18 protein-coding genes are annotated in these 21,365 nt (G+C 51.4%); 2 read left to right on the top strand and 16 right to left on the bottom strand.

Annotation, left to right across the window (positions count from 1 at the left end):
- From ACMGDE_RS05955 to mraZ, 16 genes are all read right to left on the bottom strand, one after another.
- Positions 1–1,998 (bottom strand): T9SS type B sorting domain-containing protein, encoded by a 1,998-nt coding sequence (locus ACMGDE_RS05955; protein WP_436831851.1) that lies wholly within the window; start codon positions 1,996–1,998, stop codon positions 1–3.
- Between the two features lie 108 nt (positions 1,999–2,106).
- A complete protein-coding gene (locus ACMGDE_RS05950) occupies positions 2,107–2,292 on the bottom strand; it encodes a BF3379 family histone-like protein (protein WP_436831850.1) in 186 nt (61 codons plus the stop codon).
- Positions 2,293–2,574: 282 nt separating this feature from the next.
- On the bottom strand, positions 2,575–3,822 hold the full coding sequence (locus tag ACMGDE_RS05945; protein ID WP_436831849.1) for an aminotransferase class I/II-fold pyridoxal phosphate-dependent enzyme: 1,248 nt from the start codon (positions 3,820–3,822) through the stop codon (positions 2,575–2,577).
- Positions 3,823–3,955: 133 nt separating this feature from the next.
- Complete coding sequence (gene ftsZ / locus ACMGDE_RS05940) at positions 3,956–5,674, bottom strand: cell division protein FtsZ (protein ID WP_436831848.1); 1,719 nt, start codon at positions 5,672–5,674, stop codon at positions 3,956–3,958.
- Positions 5,675–5,813: 139 nt separating this feature from the next.
- Positions 5,814–7,160: a cell division protein FtsA gene (gene ftsA, locus ACMGDE_RS05935; RefSeq protein ID WP_436831847.1), complete on the bottom strand. Its 1,347-nt coding sequence runs from the start codon at positions 7,158–7,160 to the stop codon at positions 5,814–5,816.
- Positions 7,161–7,162: 2 nt separating this feature from the next.
- Positions 7,163–8,026, bottom strand: coding sequence for a POTRA-like domain-containing protein (locus tag ACMGDE_RS05930; RefSeq protein WP_436831846.1), 864 nt, complete (start codon positions 8,024–8,026; stop codon positions 7,163–7,165).
- Positions 8,019–9,374, bottom strand: coding sequence for a UDP-N-acetylmuramate--L-alanine ligase (murC, locus tag ACMGDE_RS05925; RefSeq protein ID WP_436831845.1), 1,356 nt, complete (start codon positions 9,372–9,374; stop codon positions 8,019–8,021). The genes ACMGDE_RS05930 and murC overlap by 8 nt, the downstream gene beginning before the upstream one ends.
- A 79-nt stretch (positions 9,375–9,453) precedes the next feature.
- Positions 9,454–10,560: an undecaprenyldiphospho-muramoylpentapeptide beta-N-acetylglucosaminyltransferase gene (gene murG, locus ACMGDE_RS05920; RefSeq protein ID WP_436831844.1), complete on the bottom strand. Its 1,107-nt coding sequence runs from the start codon at positions 10,558–10,560 to the stop codon at positions 9,454–9,456.
- 28 nt (positions 10,561–10,588) lie between these two features.
- Complete coding sequence (locus ACMGDE_RS05915) at positions 10,589–11,764, bottom strand: FtsW/RodA/SpoVE family cell cycle protein (RefSeq protein WP_436831843.1); 1,176 nt, start codon at positions 11,762–11,764, stop codon at positions 10,589–10,591.
- A gap of 10 nt (positions 11,765–11,774) precedes the next feature.
- Complete coding sequence (gene murD / locus ACMGDE_RS05910; protein ID WP_436831842.1) at positions 11,775–13,148, bottom strand: UDP-N-acetylmuramoyl-L-alanine--D-glutamate ligase; 1,374 nt, start codon at positions 13,146–13,148, stop codon at positions 11,775–11,777.
- Positions 13,149–13,153: 5 nt separating this feature from the next.
- The gene (gene mraY / locus ACMGDE_RS05905) at positions 13,154–14,398 is read right to left on the bottom strand and encodes a phospho-N-acetylmuramoyl-pentapeptide-transferase (RefSeq protein WP_436831841.1); all 1,245 of its coding nucleotides are present in this window, start codon (positions 14,396–14,398) and stop codon (positions 13,154–13,156) included.
- 7 nt (positions 14,399–14,405) lie between these two features.
- Positions 14,406–15,863 (bottom strand): UDP-N-acetylmuramoyl-L-alanyl-D-glutamate--2,6-diaminopimelate ligase, encoded by a 1,458-nt coding sequence (locus tag ACMGDE_RS05900; protein WP_436831840.1) that lies wholly within the window; start codon positions 15,861–15,863, stop codon positions 14,406–14,408.
- A complete protein-coding gene (locus ACMGDE_RS05895; protein ID WP_436831839.1) occupies positions 15,860–17,953 on the bottom strand; it encodes a penicillin-binding protein in 2,094 nt (697 codons plus the stop codon). Before ACMGDE_RS05895 ends, ACMGDE_RS05900 begins: the two co-directional genes overlap by 4 nt.
- A 24-nt stretch (positions 17,954–17,977) precedes the next feature.
- A complete protein-coding gene (locus ACMGDE_RS05890) occupies positions 17,978–18,385 on the bottom strand; it encodes an FtsL-like putative cell division protein (protein WP_436831838.1) in 408 nt (135 codons plus the stop codon).
- Positions 18,386–18,399: 14 nt separating this feature from the next.
- The gene (rsmH, locus tag ACMGDE_RS05885) at positions 18,400–19,305 is read right to left on the bottom strand and encodes a 16S rRNA (cytosine(1402)-N(4))-methyltransferase RsmH (protein ID WP_436831837.1); all 906 of its coding nucleotides are present in this window, start codon (positions 19,303–19,305) and stop codon (positions 18,400–18,402) included.
- Complete coding sequence (mraZ, locus tag ACMGDE_RS05880) at positions 19,298–19,771, bottom strand: division/cell wall cluster transcriptional repressor MraZ (protein WP_436831836.1); 474 nt, start codon at positions 19,769–19,771, stop codon at positions 19,298–19,300. Before mraZ ends, rsmH begins: the two co-directional genes overlap by 8 nt.
- Before the next feature lie 262 nt (positions 19,772–20,033).
- On the opposite strand from mraZ, the gene ACMGDE_RS05875 reads away from it, so the two are divergent.
- The gene (locus ACMGDE_RS05875) at positions 20,034–20,444 is read left to right on the top strand and encodes a hypothetical protein (RefSeq protein ID WP_436831835.1); all 411 of its coding nucleotides are present in this window, start codon (positions 20,034–20,036) and stop codon (positions 20,442–20,444) included.
- A gap of 235 nt (positions 20,445–20,679) precedes the next feature.
- Positions 20,680–21,363 (top strand): response regulator, encoded by a 684-nt coding sequence (locus ACMGDE_RS05870; RefSeq protein WP_436831834.1) that lies wholly within the window; start codon positions 20,680–20,682, stop codon positions 21,361–21,363.
- Positions 21,364–21,365: the final 2 nt, after the last annotated feature.

The following is a 21,365-nucleotide window of genomic DNA, read 5'->3' as shown; positions in this document are numbered from 1 at the left end:
TCATCGCAAAATGGTTATTGCGCCACGTATTGGTCGTTGCAGCACAGCTGAGGATAAGGTATAATAATAAGCCCCTACCGGCAAGGAGGTCCCGTTAAACGTTCCATCCCACGGGACGGCGTACCCCTTGGAGAAAAACACGGATTTTCCCCAACGGTTGAACACTTGTAAGACGGCGTTGGGGTATTGTGCCAGGTCTACGATTTCCCAGACATCGTTTACCCCATCCCCATTGGGTGTAAAGCTATTGGGTATCACCAAGGGTTCCAACACCCGGACGGTCACGGTGGTGGTTTGTTCGCATCCAGCCGCATTGGCGACGGTCAACGAGTAAGTCGTTGTGAGCAACGGGGCCGCGAGCGGACCGGCACTGGTGTAATCACTCAGTCCGGGGTCGCTGCCTTCCCACGCAAAATGGGTGGCGTTGGTTTTTGGATTCAGCCGGATACCGTCGCCCTTTAAAATGACCTGATCCGCCATGGGTTCTACATACACGGCTTCAATAACGGTAATGGTTGCCGTGGCAGGCGCTGGGCAATCCGACCCTGCGGGCGGCGAATACCTGATGGTGTGCGAACCCACTCCGGAACGGTCGGGGTAGAAGACACCGTTTTCCACCCCGGGACCATCGTATTGGCCTGCTTGCCCATCGAATAGCTCGGGAGAACCGCCCGTCAGCAGCAGCTCCGCTCCATCTTCGCAAAGCAGCTCCATCGGCAAACGAAGTGACGCTTCGACCAGCGGACGAACGTCAATCTCAAATTCATTGACCGGAAAATCCACCCCGCAGCTATTGATCGCCCGTCGCTGGTAAGCGTATAAGCCTGCCTCGGGTGGAAGCGGTGTAAAGGTACTGGCGTCAGCACCCGGAATGGCCACCCAGCTGTTGCCATCGCGTTCGTACCATTGGTAGGTCAACGGGCCTGTATCGGGCCACGTGAATGCTTCCGGATCAAGCGGTTGGTTGTCATGGAGGCAGCGCGACTGGGCTATGGGTATCAGCGGCAAGCGTGGCGCCTGCGCTTGAGCCACCCGTATGACATCCGACACCACCCGGCATTTCGGATTCCCCAAGCTGGCAGCATTGGCTGCCACGGCCAACCGGTATGAGGTGCCTTCGACCGGTCCGACCGTCAGTGAGGGTGTAGTTGCACCGGGGATGTCTACCCAGCCGGCATTGGTGTCTGACCGCTCCTGCCACTGGTATACCGGCACATCATACCCCGGACCGATATTGCTTCCAAGGGTCACTTCATTGACCCCCGCGCAAAGCAACACCGTATTACCAACGGCAGGCGGCAAAGACGGCTGAAGCGTAAGGTCTGGTCCGCATGGCCTGAATTGGATATCATCTATTGCCAGGTTATTGCCGCATCCGCCGGGGCCATTGTTGCGCATGACCAGCACCACGTCAGTGTTGTTGCCGGTATTAAATGATACCTCAAAATACCGCCATTGGGGCGATGCTTGCCCCTCAATCACCCCTGTGGATAATTCTCCGATCTGCTCGCCCGATAAGGTCCGTATTTCAAAAAGCACATTGGGCTTTAGCGTACTATCGGCCGTCCCGCATAGATCAGGTGGACTGGCATTGATAACCCATGCACTGAAAGTAAAGTCAGTATTCGGGCATAAGTCGCGCTGCACCTCGGTGTAAAAAACACCGGGTTGATAGTCCGCATTGACCAGCAGCATGCCGCCTGCCTGATCGCCGGTGTGGTCCGTGAAGCGGTGGAATACTTGTCCAGCGGTCTGCGCGTCATGGGTAATGGTATATTGATTGGGACGCATAAATGAGGTTCCTCCCTGGTATAGTTGGTAATCGGTAGTGCCTTCCTGCAATCGCGTCATCGGCGAATCCGCATTGCCGAACGTGATGTGAACAATCGGGTCGCCGGAATTCGCGCATCGCTGTTGAGCGTACCCTACCCCGATCATTTCCCAGGTCATCCAGAAGCTGACCATGAACAGGATCGGCACCTTCACCTCATTTGCCATGTCATCTCATCGTTGGGAAAAACGAAGTTAGCTAATTCGGCCAAACAAAAAAAGCCCTGATTGGAATCAGGGCTTATCAATCGGCGGCGTATGCGCCGACCGTTATGCTTATTTTGTGTTTTTTGTTTCTTGTATCTCCAAGCGGATCGCTTGCGCCAAGTTTTTCACGTCTTGCAGGCCTTTACGAACCCGTGTACCGGCAGCGTTGTTGCCCTTATTGAAGAATTTGTCAGCGTCTCCATCTAACCCTTCAATCAAGCTCTTAAGCTCATTAAATTTTTGAATACTTGCCATAATAAATACTCCTTTAGTTTTTGATTTAATTAAAGTTAATAATCTACAGTGGGTTAAAAGTATAATCTTTTTTCGGAAAAAAAAACTTTAAAACATCCAAAACAGGCTGTAAACGGGCTTTTTTTTCCACATTCGACCCGGTAGCCCATCGCATGTCTGTAGCGACAAACCGGTATTATACTGAAAATCAACCAGATAACGCAGGTTCGAGTGGATGAAAATAAAAAGGCCAAAAATGCGCTATACACGCTTTTTTTGGCCTTTTTTGAGAAAATAAACCGGTTAACTTTCGGATGGTAACGAAACCGTCTGCCGGTAGTAGCCTGCGTTCAACTTTTCGCTGATCGCGGTAAAGGCATCCAACGTATAGGTTACATCCGCTTCGGTATGCACCGCAGTGGGGATTAAGCGCAGCTCAATCAGCCCTTTCGGGATGACGGGGTACACCACAATGGAGCAGAAGATGCCGTGGGTTTCCCGGAGGTCGCGCGTCAGGGCGGTCGCCTCGTTGAGGTCGCCTTTGAGGAATACCGGTGTCACCATCGTGTTGGTGGCCCCGATATCAAAACCGCGTTCGCGCAATCCATTTTGAAGCGCCCGGGCGATACGCCATAGCCGTTCGCGCAGTTCGGGACTGTTCTTAAGGAGCTCAAAGCGCTTTTTCAACCCCAACACCATCGGCATGGGCAGGGATTTGGCAAATGTCTGGGAGCGCATGTTATAGCGCAGGTAGGTCATCACCTCCTTGGTAGACGCCACGAAGGCCCCTATTCCGGCCATTGACTTGGCAAATGTGCCGAAATAAATATCGACGTCGTCCATGCAATCCTGGGCTTCGTGCGTGCCTGCCCCTGTGGGACCCATGGTACCGAAACCATGCGCATCGTCTACGAGCATCCGAAATCCGTATTTCTTTTTCAGCGCCGCAATTTCTTTCAATTGTCCCTGCACACCGGACATCCCGAAGACCCCTTCGGTGATCAGCAAGATAGACCCGCCGCTGGCACGGGCCAACTTTGCGGCCCTGACCAGCTGTTTTTCGCAGCTTTCGATATCATTATGCCGGTAAACAAACCGTTTGCCCATGTGAAGCCGTACACCGTCTACGATGCACGCATGTGACTCTGCATCATACACCACCACATCGTTTCGGTCTACCAAGGCATCGATGATCGATACCATCCCTTGGTAACCGTAATTGAGCAGGAATGCATCTTCCTTGCCCACGAAAGTGGCCAGGTCCTGCTCCAATTCTTCGTGATGCACGCTATTTCCAGACATCATCCGAGCGCCCATCGGATAGGCCATGCCGAATTCGGCGGCCGCCCGGGCATCCACTTCCCGCACTTCGGGGTGATTGGCCAAGCCAAGGTAATTATTGAGGCTCCAGACCAAATGCTCGTTTCCGTTGAACAACATGCGAGGTGCGATTTCTCCTTCCAATTTCGGAAAGGAAAAATAACCATGCGACCACTCATAGTGCTGGCCTATCGGGCCTAGATTCTTCGCGATTTTATCAAATAAGTCCAATATCGTTTCTCAATATGATGTACAAAAAAATTGTTGCAAAGATAAAGTTTATATCAGATCAAAAAAAAACTGTTTGGCTGAAATCCTGTCGAATCCCAGCCAAACAGCCGTTATCTTAAAAGGCAGAAATGCCTTAATCTACATTATCGTGCAAAAACGAGTTGTTTGGCCTGATTTCGGTAATGCCTTCCTCCGTAGATAGCGTAAACCGCGATACTTGTGATTCTGAGGAGTGCGGCACATCGTCCAATGCCATCTGCTTGCGCCGGTATGCAGGCTCTGTTTCCAACTCCTGGAGGCCATTTGCAGACTTCAGTTTCATGCTCAGCTCCTTGAGGCGAAGGATACGTTCCTTGGTTTTCAGCAATTGCTCTTCTACGAACTCCGGCGTCTTATGCGCATCGGCGCCGATTGAGGCCTCCGCTGCTGTTGCAGGTGCAGGGCTCACAGGATTGGTCATGGGATGTGCTTCCTCCTGGGGATGTGTTGCCTGCGGCTGTTCGTCTGCAACTTCCTCCGAGACAGTTGGCAGTTCAAACTGAAACGGCGACGGGGCGACTTTCACTTCATAGCCATCGCTTACCGGCTCTTCATTAGACGGCTCGTCGGCTTGCGGAGCCAGCGTATGACGGATGATACCATCCTTATCAGGCGTACTATTCCGCAGTTGGGGTTTTGAAGAAGACGGGGTACTGAACAAATCAGCCTGTTGCACTGTGGGCTGCGGAGCATTCCGTTCGGCAGCTGGCTTGATGGCCGGCTCCGCATCTGAGGCGTTTGTCTCCTTTTGTACGAATTGGTTGATGGGTTTTACGTAAGGAGCTTTGGGTTCTTCCGGTGTGAGCGGGATTTCTATCCGCTCGTTTTCCCTTTCCAATTTGCGTTCCTCGGCGGTTTGGAATCCGGTGGCGATGATGGTCACCGACAATTCGTTTTCCAGCGAGTCGCTGATACAATTACCCCAGATCAGATCAGCCGATAATCCGGCTTTCCCTTGGATATAGTCAGTGATGACCGTCACCTCATCCATGGTCACTTCCTGTTTTCCGGAGGTGATGTTCAGCAGAATATACCGCGCACCCTCGATTTCATTATCTTTCAGGAGCGGTGAGGCGAGTGCTCCTTCAACCGCGCGCAGTGCCCGTTGCTCCCCTTCGGCAATGGCGTTGCCCATGATGGCTACACCACTGTCATTCATCACTGTCCGCACATCTTTGAAGTCCACATTCACATAGCCGGGTATCGTGATGATCTCGGCGATGCCCTTTGCCGCGGTGGTGAGAATATCATCCGCCTTTGCAAATGCGGCCGTCATGGTAAGGTTGCCGAAAATATCGCGCAACCGGTCGTTTGAGATCACCAAAAAGGAGTCGACATATTTCCGCAATTCATCCAATCCCTCTTCGGCCTGCGTCCGCCTCCTTTTGCCTTCGAAAGCAAAAGGTGTTGTCACGATGGCCACGGTGAGTATCCCCAATTCCTTGGCCGCCTTGGCCAGCACCGGACTTGCGCCGGTACCGGTGCCACCGCCCATGCCCGCCGTGATGAAGAGCATCTTGGTATTTGACCCCAGCATGCGCTTGATGTCTTCGATGCTTTCGATGGCTGAATTTTCGCCGACCGTGGGATCAGCACCTGCGCCCATTCCTTCGGTGAGGCTGGCCCCCAGCTGCACCTTATTGGGAATCGGGCTCAACTCGAGCGCCTGGGCGTCTGTGTTGCAAACGATGAAATCCACACCGCTGATCCCTTGCTTATACATGTGGTTGACCGCGTTTCCCCCGCCACCACCTACGCCAATTACCTTGATAATTGCCGATTGTTCCTTTAACATTTCAAACTTGAAAGACATATTTCAATCGTATTTTGCTCCAACAGAGCGTGATACAAAAATCATGTTGACCCTATAATCGTAGTGTAATAATAGCACTTTTTACACAATGGTTTTCCACAACTGTTAATAATGTGGAAAAAATAACTGTTGTTGAAAACTATCTCTTGCCCAGGTAGCTTTCGTCATCGATTTCGTTGCCGTCCTTAATGATATCCCTGAACCATTTGAAGAACCCTTTCTCTTTGTTGCCTTTGTCGGTGATCTCTTTTACCGACAGTGGTATACCTTTCTTCTGGATCATTTCTTCCTGTTCTTCCTCGGCTTGGATACCTTTGATCAGCAATCCGATACCGGTGGCGTAGAGCGGGCTTTTCAGTTCATCATATATGTTTTTAGCCAGCACCTCATTTTTGGCCAGGTGTTCGTTGGGGAAACCCACGCGGCAGTCGATGCCGGTGATGTATTCGACCAGCTGCACCAAGTGTTTCAGCTGGGCACCGCCTCCGGTGATCACGATGCCTCCGATGAGCTTATTTTCATAACCGGAAGATTTGATTTCATAGTATACATGCTCAATGATCTCTTCCATACGGGCTTGGATGATATAGGCCAGGTTTTTGACCGAAATCTCCTTGGGTTCACGCCCACGGAGTCCGGGCACGCAAATCACTTCATTCTCCTTATTTTCATCCGCCAGGGCCGATCCGAAGCGAATTTTCAGGAGCTCTGCCTGATTGCGCAACACGGCACAGCCTTGCTTGATATCTTCGGTAACGATATTGCCCCCCAATGGGATGACCGCCGTATGGCGAATAATGCCCTCATGGAAAATGGCTACATCGGTGGTACCGCCGCCGATATCCACCAATACCACCCCCGCATCTTTGTCGGCCTCGTCAAGCACGGCCTCGGAAGAAGCCAAGGGCTCGAGGATCAGGTCCTGTACCTCCAAAGAAGCATTGTCAATACACTTTTTGATGTTCTTGACCGCACTTACGTGTCCCGAGATGATGTGGAAATTGGCTTCCATCCGTCTGCCGGCCATCCCGATGGGGTCTTTGATCCCGGGTTCGTTATCGACGGTAAACTCCTGGGGCAGCACATGGATGATCTCCTCGCCCGGAGGGAGCACCAGCTTGTACATATCTTCAATCAGCCGTTCAATGTCGACGCGGCTGATCTCATTATCGTCCTTGCGCGTGAGGATGCCCCGATGCTGGATGCTTTTGATGTGTTGACCGGCGATGCCTACGTTGACGACTTTGATGTCCACGTTGGACTGCCCGCTGGCCTCCTCGACCGCCTGGGTGATGCTGTTGACCGTTTTCTGGATATTGGCGACCACCCCTCTGCTCACGCCAGAGGATTCAGCCTTCCCCACACCGAGGATTTCGATCTTGTTCGCGCCGCTCCTCCGGCCTACGGTGACACAGATCTTGGTGGTACCAATATCGAGTCCCACGACGATCGGCGAGTCTTTTTCGGTTGTCACTTTTGTCTTCATAACTATTGTGTATTGATGCTATCTGTTGAACGATGATGTATTGAATCCTGAGTTGTTGTCATTTCTTCCGGTTTGAAACGCTCGTCGCGCTCGCAAACGAGCTGACCCGCGAATTTCAAGTTCACGGATTTATAGGCGTTCATCCCCATTTTGGGAACGATTTTGCGGTAGAACAATAACAGTTTTTCGAACTTGCGTTCCAGCGAATCGGCGTTGCCCAAGATAATCTGCTGATGGCCCACACGGGGTATCAATTCGATGTCTTGGTGTTCGTTTACATAAAGTTGCACCACTTGGCTGCTCCACAGGCTATCATTGCTGATAAATTGAGCGGTTTTAAAGATGTCCCTGACCAATTGGCTTTGTATGCTATCCAACGCGCCATTATACGGCTCGGCAATGTGCCCATTGACGATGGGTACGCGTGGCACGTATTTCAGCGAGACAGGCATTTTGTGCGCTTGCCGATCAATGTAAAAATCGCGCCCGCTGCTGTTGATGACACGCACCACGGCTTCCCGCTGTTTGATACGCAGGGTCAATAAGCCATCCATATCGATGGTGACATTAGCCGAATAAACAAACGGGATCTGACGCAAATCCTGTTCAATTTCGTGTATGGGGATCGCTGCCAGTGTGCGTCCTTTCAATTCGCCGTATTGCTCACCGAGCATGGTCAGGATATCGCGTTGTTCGATAAACGATTCGTCACCCAAGACGATCACCCGAACCGCCGAACAAGCCTGTTCACCGCTCTTGGTATTGATAAAGCCCATCAGCAAAACCAGTCCGGCCAAGACAACGGCGCTTAAGACGCCGTATAACAGCCCCCGCCAATTGAATCGATATAACAGCCCTTTAAGCATCTTCCAATGTCGCTTTTAATGATTTCACCAATAAATCGATATCGCCGGCACCGACCGTCACCAGCAATTCCGGCCGGTAGACCCGCACATAATCCGTTGCATTATCATGCGTGACGAGGTGCTTGTCAGCAACCGTCACCTTATCAAGCAGCATCCGGGAGTCCACGCCTTTTATCGGCAACTCCCTGGCCGGGTAAATATCCATCAGGAGCAGGGTATCGACAGTAGACAATACCTCTGCAAACTCATCGGCAAAATCCCGCGTGCGGCTATACAGATGCGGCTGGAAAATAGCCGTCAGTTTTTTTGTTGGATACAACTGCTTCACAGCCGACAAGAAGGCCTTCAATTCCGCCGGGTGGTGCGCATAGTCGTCAATATAGATCGCGTCATCACGCTTGACGATATATTCAAAACGGCGTTTCACGCCCGCAAAAGACGACAGGGCCTTTACAATCTTTGCCGGCTCGACACCCAATTGGCGAACAACCGTGATGGCGGCAACCGCATTTTCCACATTATGTTTTCCCGGCACCCCGAGATGAATACCGGCAATCTGCTGGTCGCCCCATACGTAGTCAAAATAAAACTCCCCATCTGCGATCCGAATCTTATCCGCATAGGCGTCGGTCGGCGTGTCTGACGAATACCAGATATCGGCCTCAAATGGCAATCCCGCCTTGACGATCGACTTGCCATCTTTGTGCAATTGACTGAGAAACAAGGCAAACGATTCAAGGAGTTGATCTTTATCGCCATAAATATCCAAATGATCCGCATCAGCGGAAGTCACCACCGCCAAGTCCGGATACAATGTCAGAAAGGACCGATCATATTCATCGGCTTCCACCACGACCACATTGTTGGTTGAGAAGAGCACGTTGCTGTTATAATTGGTGCTGATGCCCCCGAGAAAAGCCGAACAATCGTAGCCGCTATCTTTCAGGATATGAGCGATCAAAGTGGATGTGGTGGTCTTGCCATGCGTGCCGGCGACGGCGATGGTAAACCTGCTTTGACTGATCAAGCCAAGCACCTGTGAGCGCTTATATAAGGCATGTCCTAATTGTTGAAAGCCATTGAGGATCTCCAGTTCACTGGGTACCGCTGGCGTATAGATAATCAAGGTATGCGCATCTGCCGTCTTGAAGGATTCATCGACAAGCGTAAAATCGTCCAAGTAGCTGACCGGAATCCCTTCTTTTACCAATTGTTTGGTCAGTTCCGTTTCCGTTTTGTCATACCCCGCCACCAAGCAGTCCAAATGGCGGAAATACCGCGCCAATGCGCTCATGCCGATCCCGCCGATTCCGATGAAATATACCTGCCTGATGTTGTCGATGTTCATGTTTTTTTGCTATTGTCTATTGTCTGATGTCTATCGTCTCATGTCTATTGTCTCATGTCTCATGTCTCACGTCTCACGTCTATCGCCTCACGTCTGCCAGTCTCAACACTTCCCTGGCGATCACTTCGTCGGCGTCCAGAATCGCGAGTTTCCGGATCATCATTTTCAATGTTTTGCCCCGCTCCTGATCGTTCAGTAGGCGCAAGGCCGTATCGACCAGTTGCTGCGGTGCATCCGTATCGCTCACCATCAGTGCCGCACCCTGATCCACCAGCGCCTGAGCGTTTTTGGTCTGGTGGTCTTCCGCCACATTGGGCGAGGGCACCAAAATCGCTGGTTTGCCCACCGCGCAAAGTTCCGCTATGGTACCTGCCCCTGCCCGTGCAATGATCACATCGGCGGCTGCATAGGCCAAATCCATGCGATGGAGGAACGCCGTCAGTTTCATGCGATCATCATATTGCGTGCCCACCGCTTGGCGAAGCTCCTCGTAATAATATTGGCCACATTGCCACACCAGTTGCACATCTGCCGTCGCCAACTCCGCCAGACCGTCACGCATGCAGTTATTCAGGGTACGTGCACCTAAACTTCCGCCGGTGAGCAGTATGGTTTTCTTATGGGGTGAAAGGCCCAGCAATTCGGCCGCCTCAAACCGTTTGTTTTCGATCGCCACGGATTCGCGCCGGATGGGATTTCCGGTGAACAGGATCTTCGCTTCCGGGAAAAACCTATCCATCCCCGCGAAGGCCACACAGATCTTATCTACCTTGTTACCTAAGCGCTTGTTGGTAATACCTGCATAGGAGTTTTGCTCCTGAATAAGGCAAGGTATCTGCATCCGCACCGCGGTGTGAAGCAATGGGCCGGAAGCATATCCGCCCACACCAACGGCGACATGCGGCTTAAAATCATGGATGATCTGCCGGGCTTTGCTGATGCTTTTATATAATTTGAACGGCAGGGCCAGGTTCTTCCAGAAAGACGTTCTGTTGATACCTTGGATATCCAGACCGATGATCTCGTATCCTGCGGCGGGCACTTTATCCATTTCCATCTTGCCGTTTGCCCCTACGAATAACAGCTTCGTATCCGGTGCCAGGCGCTTCAGTGCGTTGGCAATGGCTATTGCGGGGAAGATGTGCCCCCCCGTACCCCCTCCGCTGATGATGACTCGCTTTGCCATGATACCTGTTATTATCGTTTATTGCGCCCTACCCCATTGCGGGGATTTCACCCACGATGACCTTTTTATTCCGCTCTGCCGATCCTTGTGTTTTCATTTCGTCAATATTGCGACTGACACTCAAGATGATGCCGAAGGCGACACTGGTAAACAAGATGGATGTACCGCCCATACTCACCAGTGGCAGCGGAATACCGGTAACCGGACCCAGACCTACCGCCACGGCCATGTTCCCGAGAGCCTGCAAGGTAAGGCTGAACCCCAACCCGGCGGCCAATAGCGCCCCGAAGGCTTTGGGACTGAGCGTCACGATGCGGATGCATCGGAACATGAGCGCTACATACAGGCAAACCAGCACAAAACCCCCTATGGCACCGTACTCTTCCACGACGATGGCAAAGATAAAATCCGAGTACGGGTGGGGCAGTACATTGCGCTGGGTGCTATTGCCCGGTCCCTTGCCAAACAGTCCGCCGGTCGCAATAGCGATTTTGGCGTGATCGGCCTGATAAGACTTATCGTCATCAGCAGCCCCCCCGTTGAGGTAAGTATCTACACGCGACATGTATGTCTGCCGACGCGGTCCCAACGCGATCACCAAGATCAGCAATACAAAAACACCGGCACATACGTAAAAAATCTGCTTAATGCTGATGCGGCCGATGATCAACAGGAGCACGCTCACACCAAACAACATGAGCGCTGTAGAAAGGTTTGCCGGTGCAATCAGCCCAAAGATGAGGCAAACGGAACCCATAATGGGCAAGAACGCCGTCTTCACGTCCTTAATGTTTTCCTGTTTGCGCGTCAATGTCCTTGCCAAAAAGGTAATCAACGCCAGCTTGGCCAAGTCGGATGTCTGGAACGTCTGATTAATGACGGGGATGGTGACCCACCGGTTGGCTTCATTGACGGTATTTCCGAAAAACAAGGTATAAAGCAGCAACGGGATCGTGATCAGCATCAAGATTTTGGAAATACCGGCGTACCAGCGGTAATCGAGCAGGTGCGAAAAATACATCAGCGCAAACCCGCCGAAGATCAGCAAGGTGTGTTTGATCAGATACACCTCTGTGCCTTTGCCCTCCTTATAGGCCAAGGTGCCCACGGAGCTATATACCGCGAGCAGGGACCATACGGACAACACGATGATGATGATCCACAACCACCGGTCGCCTTTTAACTTTGAAAACGCCTGTTCCATTTTTTTAAATTTACAGATCCATCACGGCCTCTTTAAACTGATTGCCACGGTCCTCGAAATTCTTGAACCAATCGAAACTCGCACACGCGGGCGACAGCAATACGGTATCCCCTTTTTGCGCTAAGTGCGAGGCTATCTCGACCGCATCGCGCATACTCGAGCTGTTTACAATGATCTGGGCATCGTCTTCCAGCGCATCGTATATGCGGGCGTTATCTTTGCCGATGCAGACGATTGCCCGCACTTTTGTCCGGATCAGGTCACTCAGCATCTCATAATCGTTGCCCTTATCCACACCGCCCATAATCAGTACAACTTGCGGCGCGAGGCTCTCCAATGCATACCATACCGCATTGACATTGGTGGCTTTCGAATCGTTGATGTAATTAACACCGGCGATACACGCCACAAATTCCAGGCGGTGCGGGATATTTTTGAAGGAGCCCATGCTTTCCTTCATGGAAGCATTGCGGAGTTCCTGCGCCTTGGCCACCAATCCGGAGGCCATGTTGTTGTACACATTGTGTTTACCCTGAAGGGAAAGTTCATTAATATCCATCGTAAAAGTATCTTGATATGGTACGTTAATCACTATTTCATTATGCACATTCAAATAGGCCCCCGGTTCGACTTGCCTGACAATGCTGAACGGCAGTGTCCGGGCTACGGGGATATGCTTATCCAGCCCTTCCAGCGTAATCGGGTCGTCCGCACAGTAAATGAACAGGTCCTCAGGTTGCTGATTGCGGATGATGCGGAACTTCGAATCGACGTAATTTTGCAGCTGATGGTCATAGCGGTCGAGGTGATCGGGCGTGATGTTCAGCAGCACCGCCACATCGGCGCGGAAATGCTCCATGTCATCCAGCATAAAACTGCTCAACTCCAACACATAGTAGTCATACTGTTCACGCGCCACCTGCAATGCAAAGCTTCTTCCGATATTGCCGGCCAGCCCAGCATTGAGTCCACCTTGCGTCAGCAAATGCCAGGTCAGCATCGTCGTAGTAGACTTGCCATTGGAGCCGGTGATGCAGATCAATTTCGCATCGGTATACTGCGCCGCAAACTCTATTTCAGCGATCACGGGGATCTGCTTAGCTTTCAGCTGCTGCACGATGGGCGCGGTTTCGGGTATTCCCGGACTTTTCACCACGAGGTCCGAAGCCAGGATGACGGACTCGCTATGTCCGCCTTCTTCAAACGGGATACCCATATCCTGCAATTGTGTTTTATAACGGTCTGCAATCTGCCCAATGTCAGACACCCACACTTCAAAGCCCATTTTCTGGGCCAGTACAGCCGTACCGAACCCGCTTTCACCAGCACCGAGTACTGCGAGTTTGCCGTGCTGAGGATAATGGTATGTCGGTATCGCTGCCATATGAATTATCTTACTTTCAAGGTGACAATGGTCAGAATCGCCAGTATGATGCCCAATATCCAAAACCGCGTCACGATCTTGGCTTCGTGGTATCCCTTCTTTTGGTAATGATGATGAAGGGGCGACATCCGGAAGATCCGGCGGCCCTCGCCGTATTTTCGCTTCGTGTATTTAAAGTAGGAGACCTGCATGATGACTGAAACATTTTCGATGAGGAATACCCCACATAAAATAGGGATGAGCAGTTCCTTACGAATCAGCACGGCAAATGCAGCAATGATGCCGCCGATGGCGAGGCTGCCCGTATCACCCATGAACACCTGCGCCGGGTAGGAATTATACCAAAGAAAACCTGTACACGCCCCTACAAATGCGCCGGCAAAAATCACGAGTTCAGCCGAATTGGGAATGTACATAATATTGAGGTAATCCGAAAAGATAACGTTGCCCGACACATAAGCCAAGATGGCCAATGTGCCGCCAATGGTGGCAGACGTACCGGTAGCGAGCCCGTCTATCCCGTCAGTGATATTGGCTCCGTTGGATACCGCCGTGACGATGATGACGACCACCAGCAAGAAGACCACAAAGGTGGTTACCGGACCATTCAAGCCAAATATGCTTAACACTTTTGCATAATCGAACTCGTTGTTTTTATAAAAGGGGATATTGGTCTTGGTCGACTTGACATCTCTGGTGTAGTATTCCTCGCCCGTGCCTTCCTGCACGTGCCGCTGCACGTGACTACCCGGCGCCGGATTGGTCACCTGCTCGCGTACGACGATGTCGGGATGGAAATACATGGTGCAGGCGATGATAATGCCCAATCCCACCTGGCCGACGACCTTGAAACGACCGGCCAATCCCTCTTTATTTTTGCGAAACACCTTGATATAGTCATCCAAAAATCCGATTGCTCCCATCCATACCGTCGTGATCAGCATCAGGATGACGTAAATATTTTCCAATTGGGCAAACAACAGGGTGGGTATCAAGATGCCCGTCAAGATGATCAATCCCCCCATCGTGGGTGTCCCCTGTTTCTGTTTTTCGCCTTCAAGGCCTAGGTCGCGGATGGTTTCCCCCACCTGTCTGGCCCTCAACACGCGGATCAGGCGGCTCCCGTAGCCGGTGGTGATGATCAAGGACACAATAACCGCCATAGCTGTACGGAACGAGATGTATTGAAACAAGCCCGACCCGGGAATGTGCGTGTATTCTTCTATCCAAGTGAATAAATAATATAACATATGCGCGTTATTGCTCGTTAAATGCGTTGGTCAAGACCGCTTTGTCGTCGAAATCGTACCGCTCGCCATTGATCTCTTGATACTTCTCATGTCCTTTGCCCGCCACCAGTATGATATCACCGGGTTGTGCCAAATGATACGCCGCCCGGATCGCTTCCCGCCGGTCGGCAATGGAAAACACGCTCCGCCTGCTGTCTTCAGGAATGCCTGCTTCCATATCATGGATGATCTGCATCGGATCTTCCGTACGCGGATTATCCGACGTGATGATCACCTTGTCGCTGTGCCGCACGGCCACAGCCGCCATTTCAGGACGCTTGGCCTTGTCCCGATCGCCCCCGCAGCCCAGCACCGTCACGATCTGTGCCTTGTCTTTGCGGAGTCCTTGGATGGTCTCCAGCACGTTCTGCACGGCATCGGGCGTGTGTGCGTAGTCGACCACGCCGATCACCCCATTTTTTGATATCATGGTGTCAAAGCGACCTTCCGCGCCCGTAAGGGTGCTTAGGGCTGTGAGGATTTTCATGGTCTCTTGCTCTAGCAATATCGCGGCGCCGTATACGGCCAATAGGTTGTAAGCATTGAAGCCGCCAACCAACTTTACCCACACTTCCTGCCCATCGAGGTGAAGCAGCATGCCGTCGAAATGGCTTTCCACCACCTTTGCTTTGAAATCGGCCATGCTCTTGATCCCATATGTTTTTTTATGGGCAAACGTATTTTGGAGCATCACCGACCCATTTTTATCATCGGCATTGGACAGGGCAAAAGCGAACCGGTCGAGTCCGTCAAAGAATGTCTTTTTGGCCTTGATGTACTCGTCGAATGTCTTGTGGAAATCCAAGTGGTCGTGCGTGATGTTTGAAAAAATCCCGCCGGCGAAATTCAGGCCCGCTATCCGTTGCTGCACGATGGCGTGCGAACTGACCTCCATGAAACAGTAGTCGCATCCGGCCTCGACCATCTCCTGCAATAGCCTATTCAATGCCAGTGGATCTGGCGTGGTATGCGTGGCCGCCACCAAACGGTCGCCTACCATGTTCTGCACGGTAGAAAGCAATCCGGCCTCATAACCCAATTTCCGAAACAGCTTATAGAGCAGTGTAGCGATGGTTGTTTTTCCGTTCGTACCGGTAACCCCCACCAGCCGCAACCGCTTGGATGGATTTCCGAAGTAATTGGACGCCGACACGCCCAGCGCAAAAGCCGTATCATCTACTTGGATGTACGTGATGGCGTCAAGGGTTTTCTCAGGCAAGGTCTCACAAAGCACCACCGAAGCCCCCAATGTTATCGCCGCGTCGATATACCGGTGCCCATCGGTATGCGTTCCGCGCACAGCCACAAATAGACTGTCCGGCACCGCTTCCCGTGAGTCAAAGCACAAACCTGCCACCGTCATGTTCAAGTTGCCAACGACCTGACGTACCGGAATGCCATGGAGTATGTCCTTAAGCACCATCATTTTAATTCAATCAATATGGGTGTGCCAATCTTTATCCGTTGTCCGCCAGGCAAGGATTGCGCGACGACTTTCCCTTTGCCATTTACCTTCGTCCGGTATCCCGAGTTTTCAAGTGCATAGAGGGCATCGATGAGTCCCATGCCTTTTACATCCGGCACCACTCCTTCGCTGATCTGCTCATCGGCAAATGCGACACCTTTTACAGTGTCGACATGCCGTATCGGGTCGGATGACGCATAAGTAGCCTTGACGCCTAATGCATCAAAAACGCGCAACGTAGCCGCTTTGGAACCCTTCAGCGAAGACGGCAATTCGGTATTGCCCACAAACCGCATCTGCTCAAAGTCATCATGCAGATTGAGGTCATTAGCAAACACCATATCCGCCAGTTCGCGAAATACCGGTCCGGCTATGGAAGCGCCGTAATATCCGTTGCGTGGATTGCGGACGACCACAATCATGGAATACTTCGGGTTATCTGCGGGGAAATAGCCGGCAAACGACGATTGATACTTACGGTCACGATATCCATTTGCGTCATCGGCCATCTGCGCGGTGCCGGTTTTGCCCGCCATCGCAAACTGCGGATTGCGCAGGCGCTTGCCCGTGCCTTCGATCATCACCCCCTCCAGCATAGCCTGCAATTTGCTGATGGTCCGATCCGAAGCGATGTGCTCGTCAATGATACGGGGTTCGAACCGCTCAACGGTGTTGCCCACATGCCTGATTTCCTTTACGAATAGCGGAGCCACCATTCTGCCGTCGTTGGCCACCGCATTGTACAATGTGAGCGTCTGGAGCGGTGTCAATAGCAATTCATAGCCATATGCCATCTGCGGGAGGGAAAGTTTGCTCCAGCTTCTATTTTCCGGTGTTTTGATCAGCGGCTTCCCCTCACCCGGTATTTGCAGGCCTAACGGCTCATTCAGGTGCAACTTATGCAGGCCTTTGGTGAAGGCAGCGGGATTGTCGTGATAATGCGTGTTGATCAGCTTGGTGATGGCCACATTGGATGACAGTTCAAAGGCTTGCTTAACCGTGACCTTCCCGTAGGCGTGTGTATCGCGGATCGTGTGTCCCGGCACCTGATAAGTACCGTTGCCGGTTTCCACGATGGTATTGGTATCGATCTTGCCATCTTCCAGCGCCACCAAGTAGGAGGCCAGCTTAAAGGTCGAACCCGGTTCGGCACTTTGCGCGATGGCGTAGTTGAATTTTTCGCGGTACACACCTTCCGAATCCCTTGTGAAATTGGCGACCGCCCGTATCTCGCCCGTGGCCACTTCCATCAAGATGACACATCCATTATCCGCATCACTGGCGATCAGCTGTTTTTCCAGCGCCCGCTGGGCCATGTCCTGCATATTGACATCGATGGTAGAAATGATATCCGCCCCATCCACTGGTGCCACTTCGATCTCGCGGTTAACCGGCATCCACACCCCACCGGCAATCCGTTGCACCAGCCGCTTGCCGCTCTTGCCATCGATGTATTCACCATACGCACCCTCCAATCCCACATGCACGTCTTCTTCCGGTATCTTATAGCCGATCGTTCGCGCCGCCAAATTTCTGAACGGCAGTATCCGCTTATTTTTGCGTTCGGCAATCAAACCGCCTTTATACTTGCCCAGGTTAAAAATGGGAAACGCCCTGACCTGTTTCAATGCTTGATGACCGACATCGCGTTTAATCAAATAATACCGGCTTTTCTTCTTACGCGCTTCTTTAAGCAAACGCGAGTACTGCGCAGAAGACTTGTCCTTGAAAAAAGCAGACAGTTTAAACGCTAATGAATCTACCTTGGAATAGAAGACGTCATCATCCTCAATACCTGGGGCCATTAAATCCATCCGCAGGTCGTATTCAGGCACAGAGGTAGCCAGCAGGCTACCATCGTTTGAAAAAATATTGCCCCGTACGGCCTCGACATCCACGTAACGGGTAGAAAGGCTATCAGCCACCGCGCGCCACTGCGCGCCTTCGACATATTGCAGGTGCACGAGCTTGGCCAACACCGCAATGGCGATGAGCACGATAAGCCCAAATGATAGGTATACCCTGAGCAATATGTCGGTCCTGATATTCATGTCAGATACGTTAACGTCGTTATATTATTCTTTTGCTCTTATTACCACGATTTTCTTCGGTGGCGCCGTTCGCTCCTTCAGCCCCATGCTATCCACCCGCTTGGCGATTTCCGATTGGGTGGTCAGCTTCATCAAATCCGCCGAGAGCGACTTATAGTCCCAATTCATTTCTTTCACTTCCTTGCCTAAACGATCAATTTCGCGCACTGTCCGCTCCGCGTAGTGCCGGTTGGCGATGTAGATGATCGCGAGCAGCCCCACGAATGCAATAAACGGGATATACCCGACGAACGCCGAAGAAGAGAACCGATCAGTAGAAAATAACGACTGAAAAAAGCTCCGCGTAGCGTCCGCCTTTTCTTCTACCGTCTCCTGCAACTCAGCTTGCTGCTCCTCGCTTAATGGCTGCTGTTTATATGCGTTTCTTGCCATACTGCTCATCCTATTTAAATCCGCTCCGCCACCCGCAGTTTCGCGCTTCGCGCACGGCTATTACGGGCTACCTCTTCTTCTCCGGCCGTAATGGCTTTGCGGCTGATGACGTTGAACGGCTTCATTTCATTGCCGTAAAAATCTTTATCCACCTCGCCCTTGAATTTTCCCTTGGCCATAAAATTCTTGACCAACCGGTCTTCCAACGAATGATATGACATCACCACCAATCTGCCCCCCGGCTTTAGCACCGATATGCTTTGTTGCAGAAATTCCTGCAGGGCCTCCAGCTCCCGATTGACCTCGATGCGCAAGGCCTGGAAGAGCTGCGCGTGGTATTTATGCTCCTTGCCACGGGGCACCAGGTGCTTGATCACCGCCTTCAACGCCTCTACTGTTTGGATAGGCTGCTGAATACGTGCGGTCACGATCGTCTTCGCCAGCGTACGGGCATTGTGCAGCTCGCCATACATCCCAAAAATGCGGTGCAGCTCGGCCTCCGAATAAGTATTCAGCACCTGCTTGGCGTCCGGCTCCCCGGATTGATCCATGCGCATGTCCAGCTCCGACTCAAAACGGGTCGAAAATCCCCGCCGCGCATCATCAAACTGGTGCGAAGAGACCCCCAAATCAGCCAAGATACCGTCCACTTCCCGCACGCCATAGAGCTTCAGGTTGTTCTTCAAGAATTTAAAATTTTGGTGTATGAGCACAAACCGCTCATCAGCTATTGCGTTTCCCAACGCATCGGGATCCTGATCGAAGGCATATAACCGTCCTTCCTGCCCCAACTGTTTCAATAGCTCCTTAGCATGCCCCCCACCGCCGAATGTGACATCCACATAGCTGCCTTCGGGCTTTATCTTCAGCGCGTCCATGCATTCGTGCAACATCACAGGCACATGGTACATATTATTCATCGTTTTCGTCGCCAAGGCCACTGCCGCCCATCACTTCTTCCGCCAATGCCGCAAAATCATCATCCTCATTATCATCCCACAACTTGCTATAGGCTTCTTTGGACCATACTTCGATTTTATTGAATTGACAGGATAGCACGATCTCAGTGTCAATACCCCCATATTCGAGCAACGACTTGGGCAACAACACACGCCCTGCCGAATCCAGTGCCAGCTCCGTGGCTCCCCGCGTAAAATCACGGATAAACTTCCTGTTCCTCGCCACGTACTGGTTCAACTTGGCCAGCTTGCGCGTGATCTGATCCCACTCACTTTTCGGATAAATCACCAAGTGCTTCTCAAAGCCACGATTGATCACAAGCCCGGTGCGCTCTACATCAGGCATTTGCCTTTTGAGCGCAGCCGGGAACACCATCCTTCCCTTGGTATCCAACTTGCAATCAAACTCTCCTATTAAATGGCTCATAAATACACCTTACCCGATAAAGTGATGTAAAATTAGAAACTTTACTCCACTTTCCCCCACTTTCCCCCACAAAAAAGTTTTCCACATTTATTTTCAGGCGATTCCGAGCACGCGGCACCCCCACCGACCCTTCTATAGAAGGCAGCGCGAATGGTCGTCATCGTGTAGCTCAATCGCTACAAAATGAAAAATACCCTGGGCCATTACAGTGTTCGTGCCGGATTTATCGGCACTTTTGCAAACGTATCCATATAAACTATTTATGCGCTTAATCATTACCCCTCATATGCTGTCTTTTATCCTGGTACCTATGTTTTCCTGCGACCAGCAACCGGAACTGTTTCCCCGGCCTTGCAGCTGTGACATCGAAGTAGCGACGCTATCTGCCCCCAGTTTGATTACCTACCGGGTAGCAGCGGGCGATGGCGCGGAGGTTTCATCGATCACGTACCAAACAAACGATGGGCAGGTGACGGCACACGATCCGGTACTTCCTTTTGCAGCAGCCATCGAATTGGAAAAGGGCCAGACCGTGGCGCTTGCCGCCACCGGAAACCCCGGAAAAGGGAATATTACCCTGACCTACGAAGCACAAGGCACTCATGACACGTCCAGCATGCTTACCAGCAGTACTTCTCGGGTATGGGTATTGAAAGACGGCATTTGCCAATAACCAATCATATCGCCTAAATACACTTATTATCAGTTAGTTAAAATTATGTAGCCGTATTCCTACACGGAGTTAAGCAGGGCTTCTCTACTTTCGTTTCATCATCGACGACAGGCTTAACTTGCAACAGCAATTCAGTGTAACATTATTCAAATGAAACCTGCATAAATTGCCACAAACAAAAGGATATGAATAATTTATGCAAGCTTCATTGCCATTAAAAAAACAATTTATTCAAATGAAAAGAAAAAAAATACTCATTGTAGAAGACCAATTGATCATTACCATGGATCTGGAATACATGCTTGATGAGCTGGGTTATCAGGTCTGTGGTGTCTCGATGACCTATGAAGATGCCCTTGCTGCCATCAAAAGCAGTCAGCCCGATTTGATGTTGATCGACATCATTCTTTCCGGCGAAAAGACAGGCATAGACCTGGCGCATGAGGTCAACCGGAGCCATCATATTCCGTTCATTTTCCTGACGTCGCATGCGGACCGGAGCACGATAGACGCCGCAAAAGCCACCATGCCTACTGGCTACATCGTCAAACCGTTCAACCGGAACGACGTGTATGCATCCATTGAAATAGCGTTCAACCAAATCGAAATACAGGAACAACGCCAGGACATTTTTCTTCCTGATGGGAAACAGAAAACCAAGATACCGCTGGACGACATGATCTATGCGCATGCCGAGGGCAACTATACTACGTTTATCACGACCAAAAAAAAAATCGTGCTGAGGAAGTGTCTCAAGGAGGTCTCGGAAACGATATTGAATAACAAAAAATTCATCCGGATACATAAATCGTATCTCATCAATCGCGACGCCATCTTGGCGCGCAGTTCGTCTAACATCTTGCTGAATAACGGGGAGAACGTGCCACTCGGCCGCGCCTATGCCGCATGCCTATGCTAATC

This window comes from Parapedobacter brassicae, assembly GCF_051400755.1.
Classification (GTDB): Bacteria; Bacteroidota; Bacteroidia; order Sphingobacteriales; family Sphingobacteriaceae; genus Parapedobacter.
Note: the sequence above shows the minus strand (reverse complement) of the source record. Positions and strands in the feature narration are given on the sequence as shown.

Bases quoted from the DNA above. Each gene is read 5' to 3' on its own strand.
- ACMGDE_RS05955 (WP_436831851.1), bottom strand. From the start codon at position 1,998: ATGGCAAATGAGGTGAAGGTGCCGATCCTGTTCATGGTCAGCTTCTGG.
- ACMGDE_RS05950 (WP_436831850.1), bottom strand. From the start codon at position 2,292: ATGGCAAGTATTCAAAAATTTAATGAGCTTAAGAGCTTGATTGAAGGG.
- ftsZ (WP_436831848.1), bottom strand. From the start codon at position 5,674: ATGTCTTTCAAGTTTGAAATGTTAAAGGAACAATCGGCAATTATCAAG.
- ftsA (WP_436831847.1), bottom strand. From the start codon at position 7,160: ATGAAGACAAAAGTGACAACCGAAAAAGACTCGCCGATCGTCGTGGGA.
- ACMGDE_RS05930 (WP_436831846.1), bottom strand. From the start codon at position 8,026: ATGCTTAAAGGGCTGTTATATCGATTCAATTGGCGGGGGCTGTTATAC.
- murC (WP_436831845.1), bottom strand. From the start codon at position 9,374: ATGAACATCGACAACATCAGGCAGGTATATTTCATCGGAATCGGCGGG.
- murG (WP_436831844.1), bottom strand. From the start codon at position 10,560: ATGGCAAAGCGAGTCATCATCAGCGGAGGGGGTACGGGGGGGCACATC.
- ACMGDE_RS05915 (WP_436831843.1), bottom strand. From the start codon at position 11,764: ATGGAACAGGCGTTTTCAAAGTTAAAAGGCGACCGGTGGTTGTGGATC.
- murD (WP_436831842.1), bottom strand. From the start codon at position 13,148: ATGGCAGCGATACCGACATACCATTATCCTCAGCACGGCAAACTCGCA.
- mraY (WP_436831841.1), bottom strand. From the start codon at position 14,398: ATGTTATATTATTTATTCACTTGGATAGAAGAATACACGCACATTCCC.
- ACMGDE_RS05900 (WP_436831840.1), bottom strand. From the start codon at position 15,863: ATGATGGTGCTTAAGGACATACTCCATGGCATTCCGGTACGTCAGGTC.
- ACMGDE_RS05895 (WP_436831839.1), bottom strand. From the start codon at position 17,953: ATGAATATCAGGACCGACATATTGCTCAGGGTATACCTATCATTTGGG.
- ACMGDE_RS05890 (WP_436831838.1), bottom strand. From the start codon at position 18,385: ATGGCAAGAAACGCATATAAACAGCAGCCATTAAGCGAGGAGCAGCAA.
- rsmH (WP_436831837.1), bottom strand. From the start codon at position 19,305: ATGAATAATATGTACCATGTGCCTGTGATGTTGCACGAATGCATGGAC.
- mraZ (WP_436831836.1), bottom strand. From the start codon at position 19,771: ATGAGCCATTTAATAGGAGAGTTTGATTGCAAGTTGGATACCAAGGGA.
- ACMGDE_RS05875 (WP_436831835.1), top strand. From the start codon at position 20,034: ATGCGCTTAATCATTACCCCTCATATGCTGTCTTTTATCCTGGTACCT.
- ACMGDE_RS05870 (WP_436831834.1), top strand. From the start codon at position 20,680: ATGAAAAGAAAAAAAATACTCATTGTAGAAGACCAATTGATCATTACC.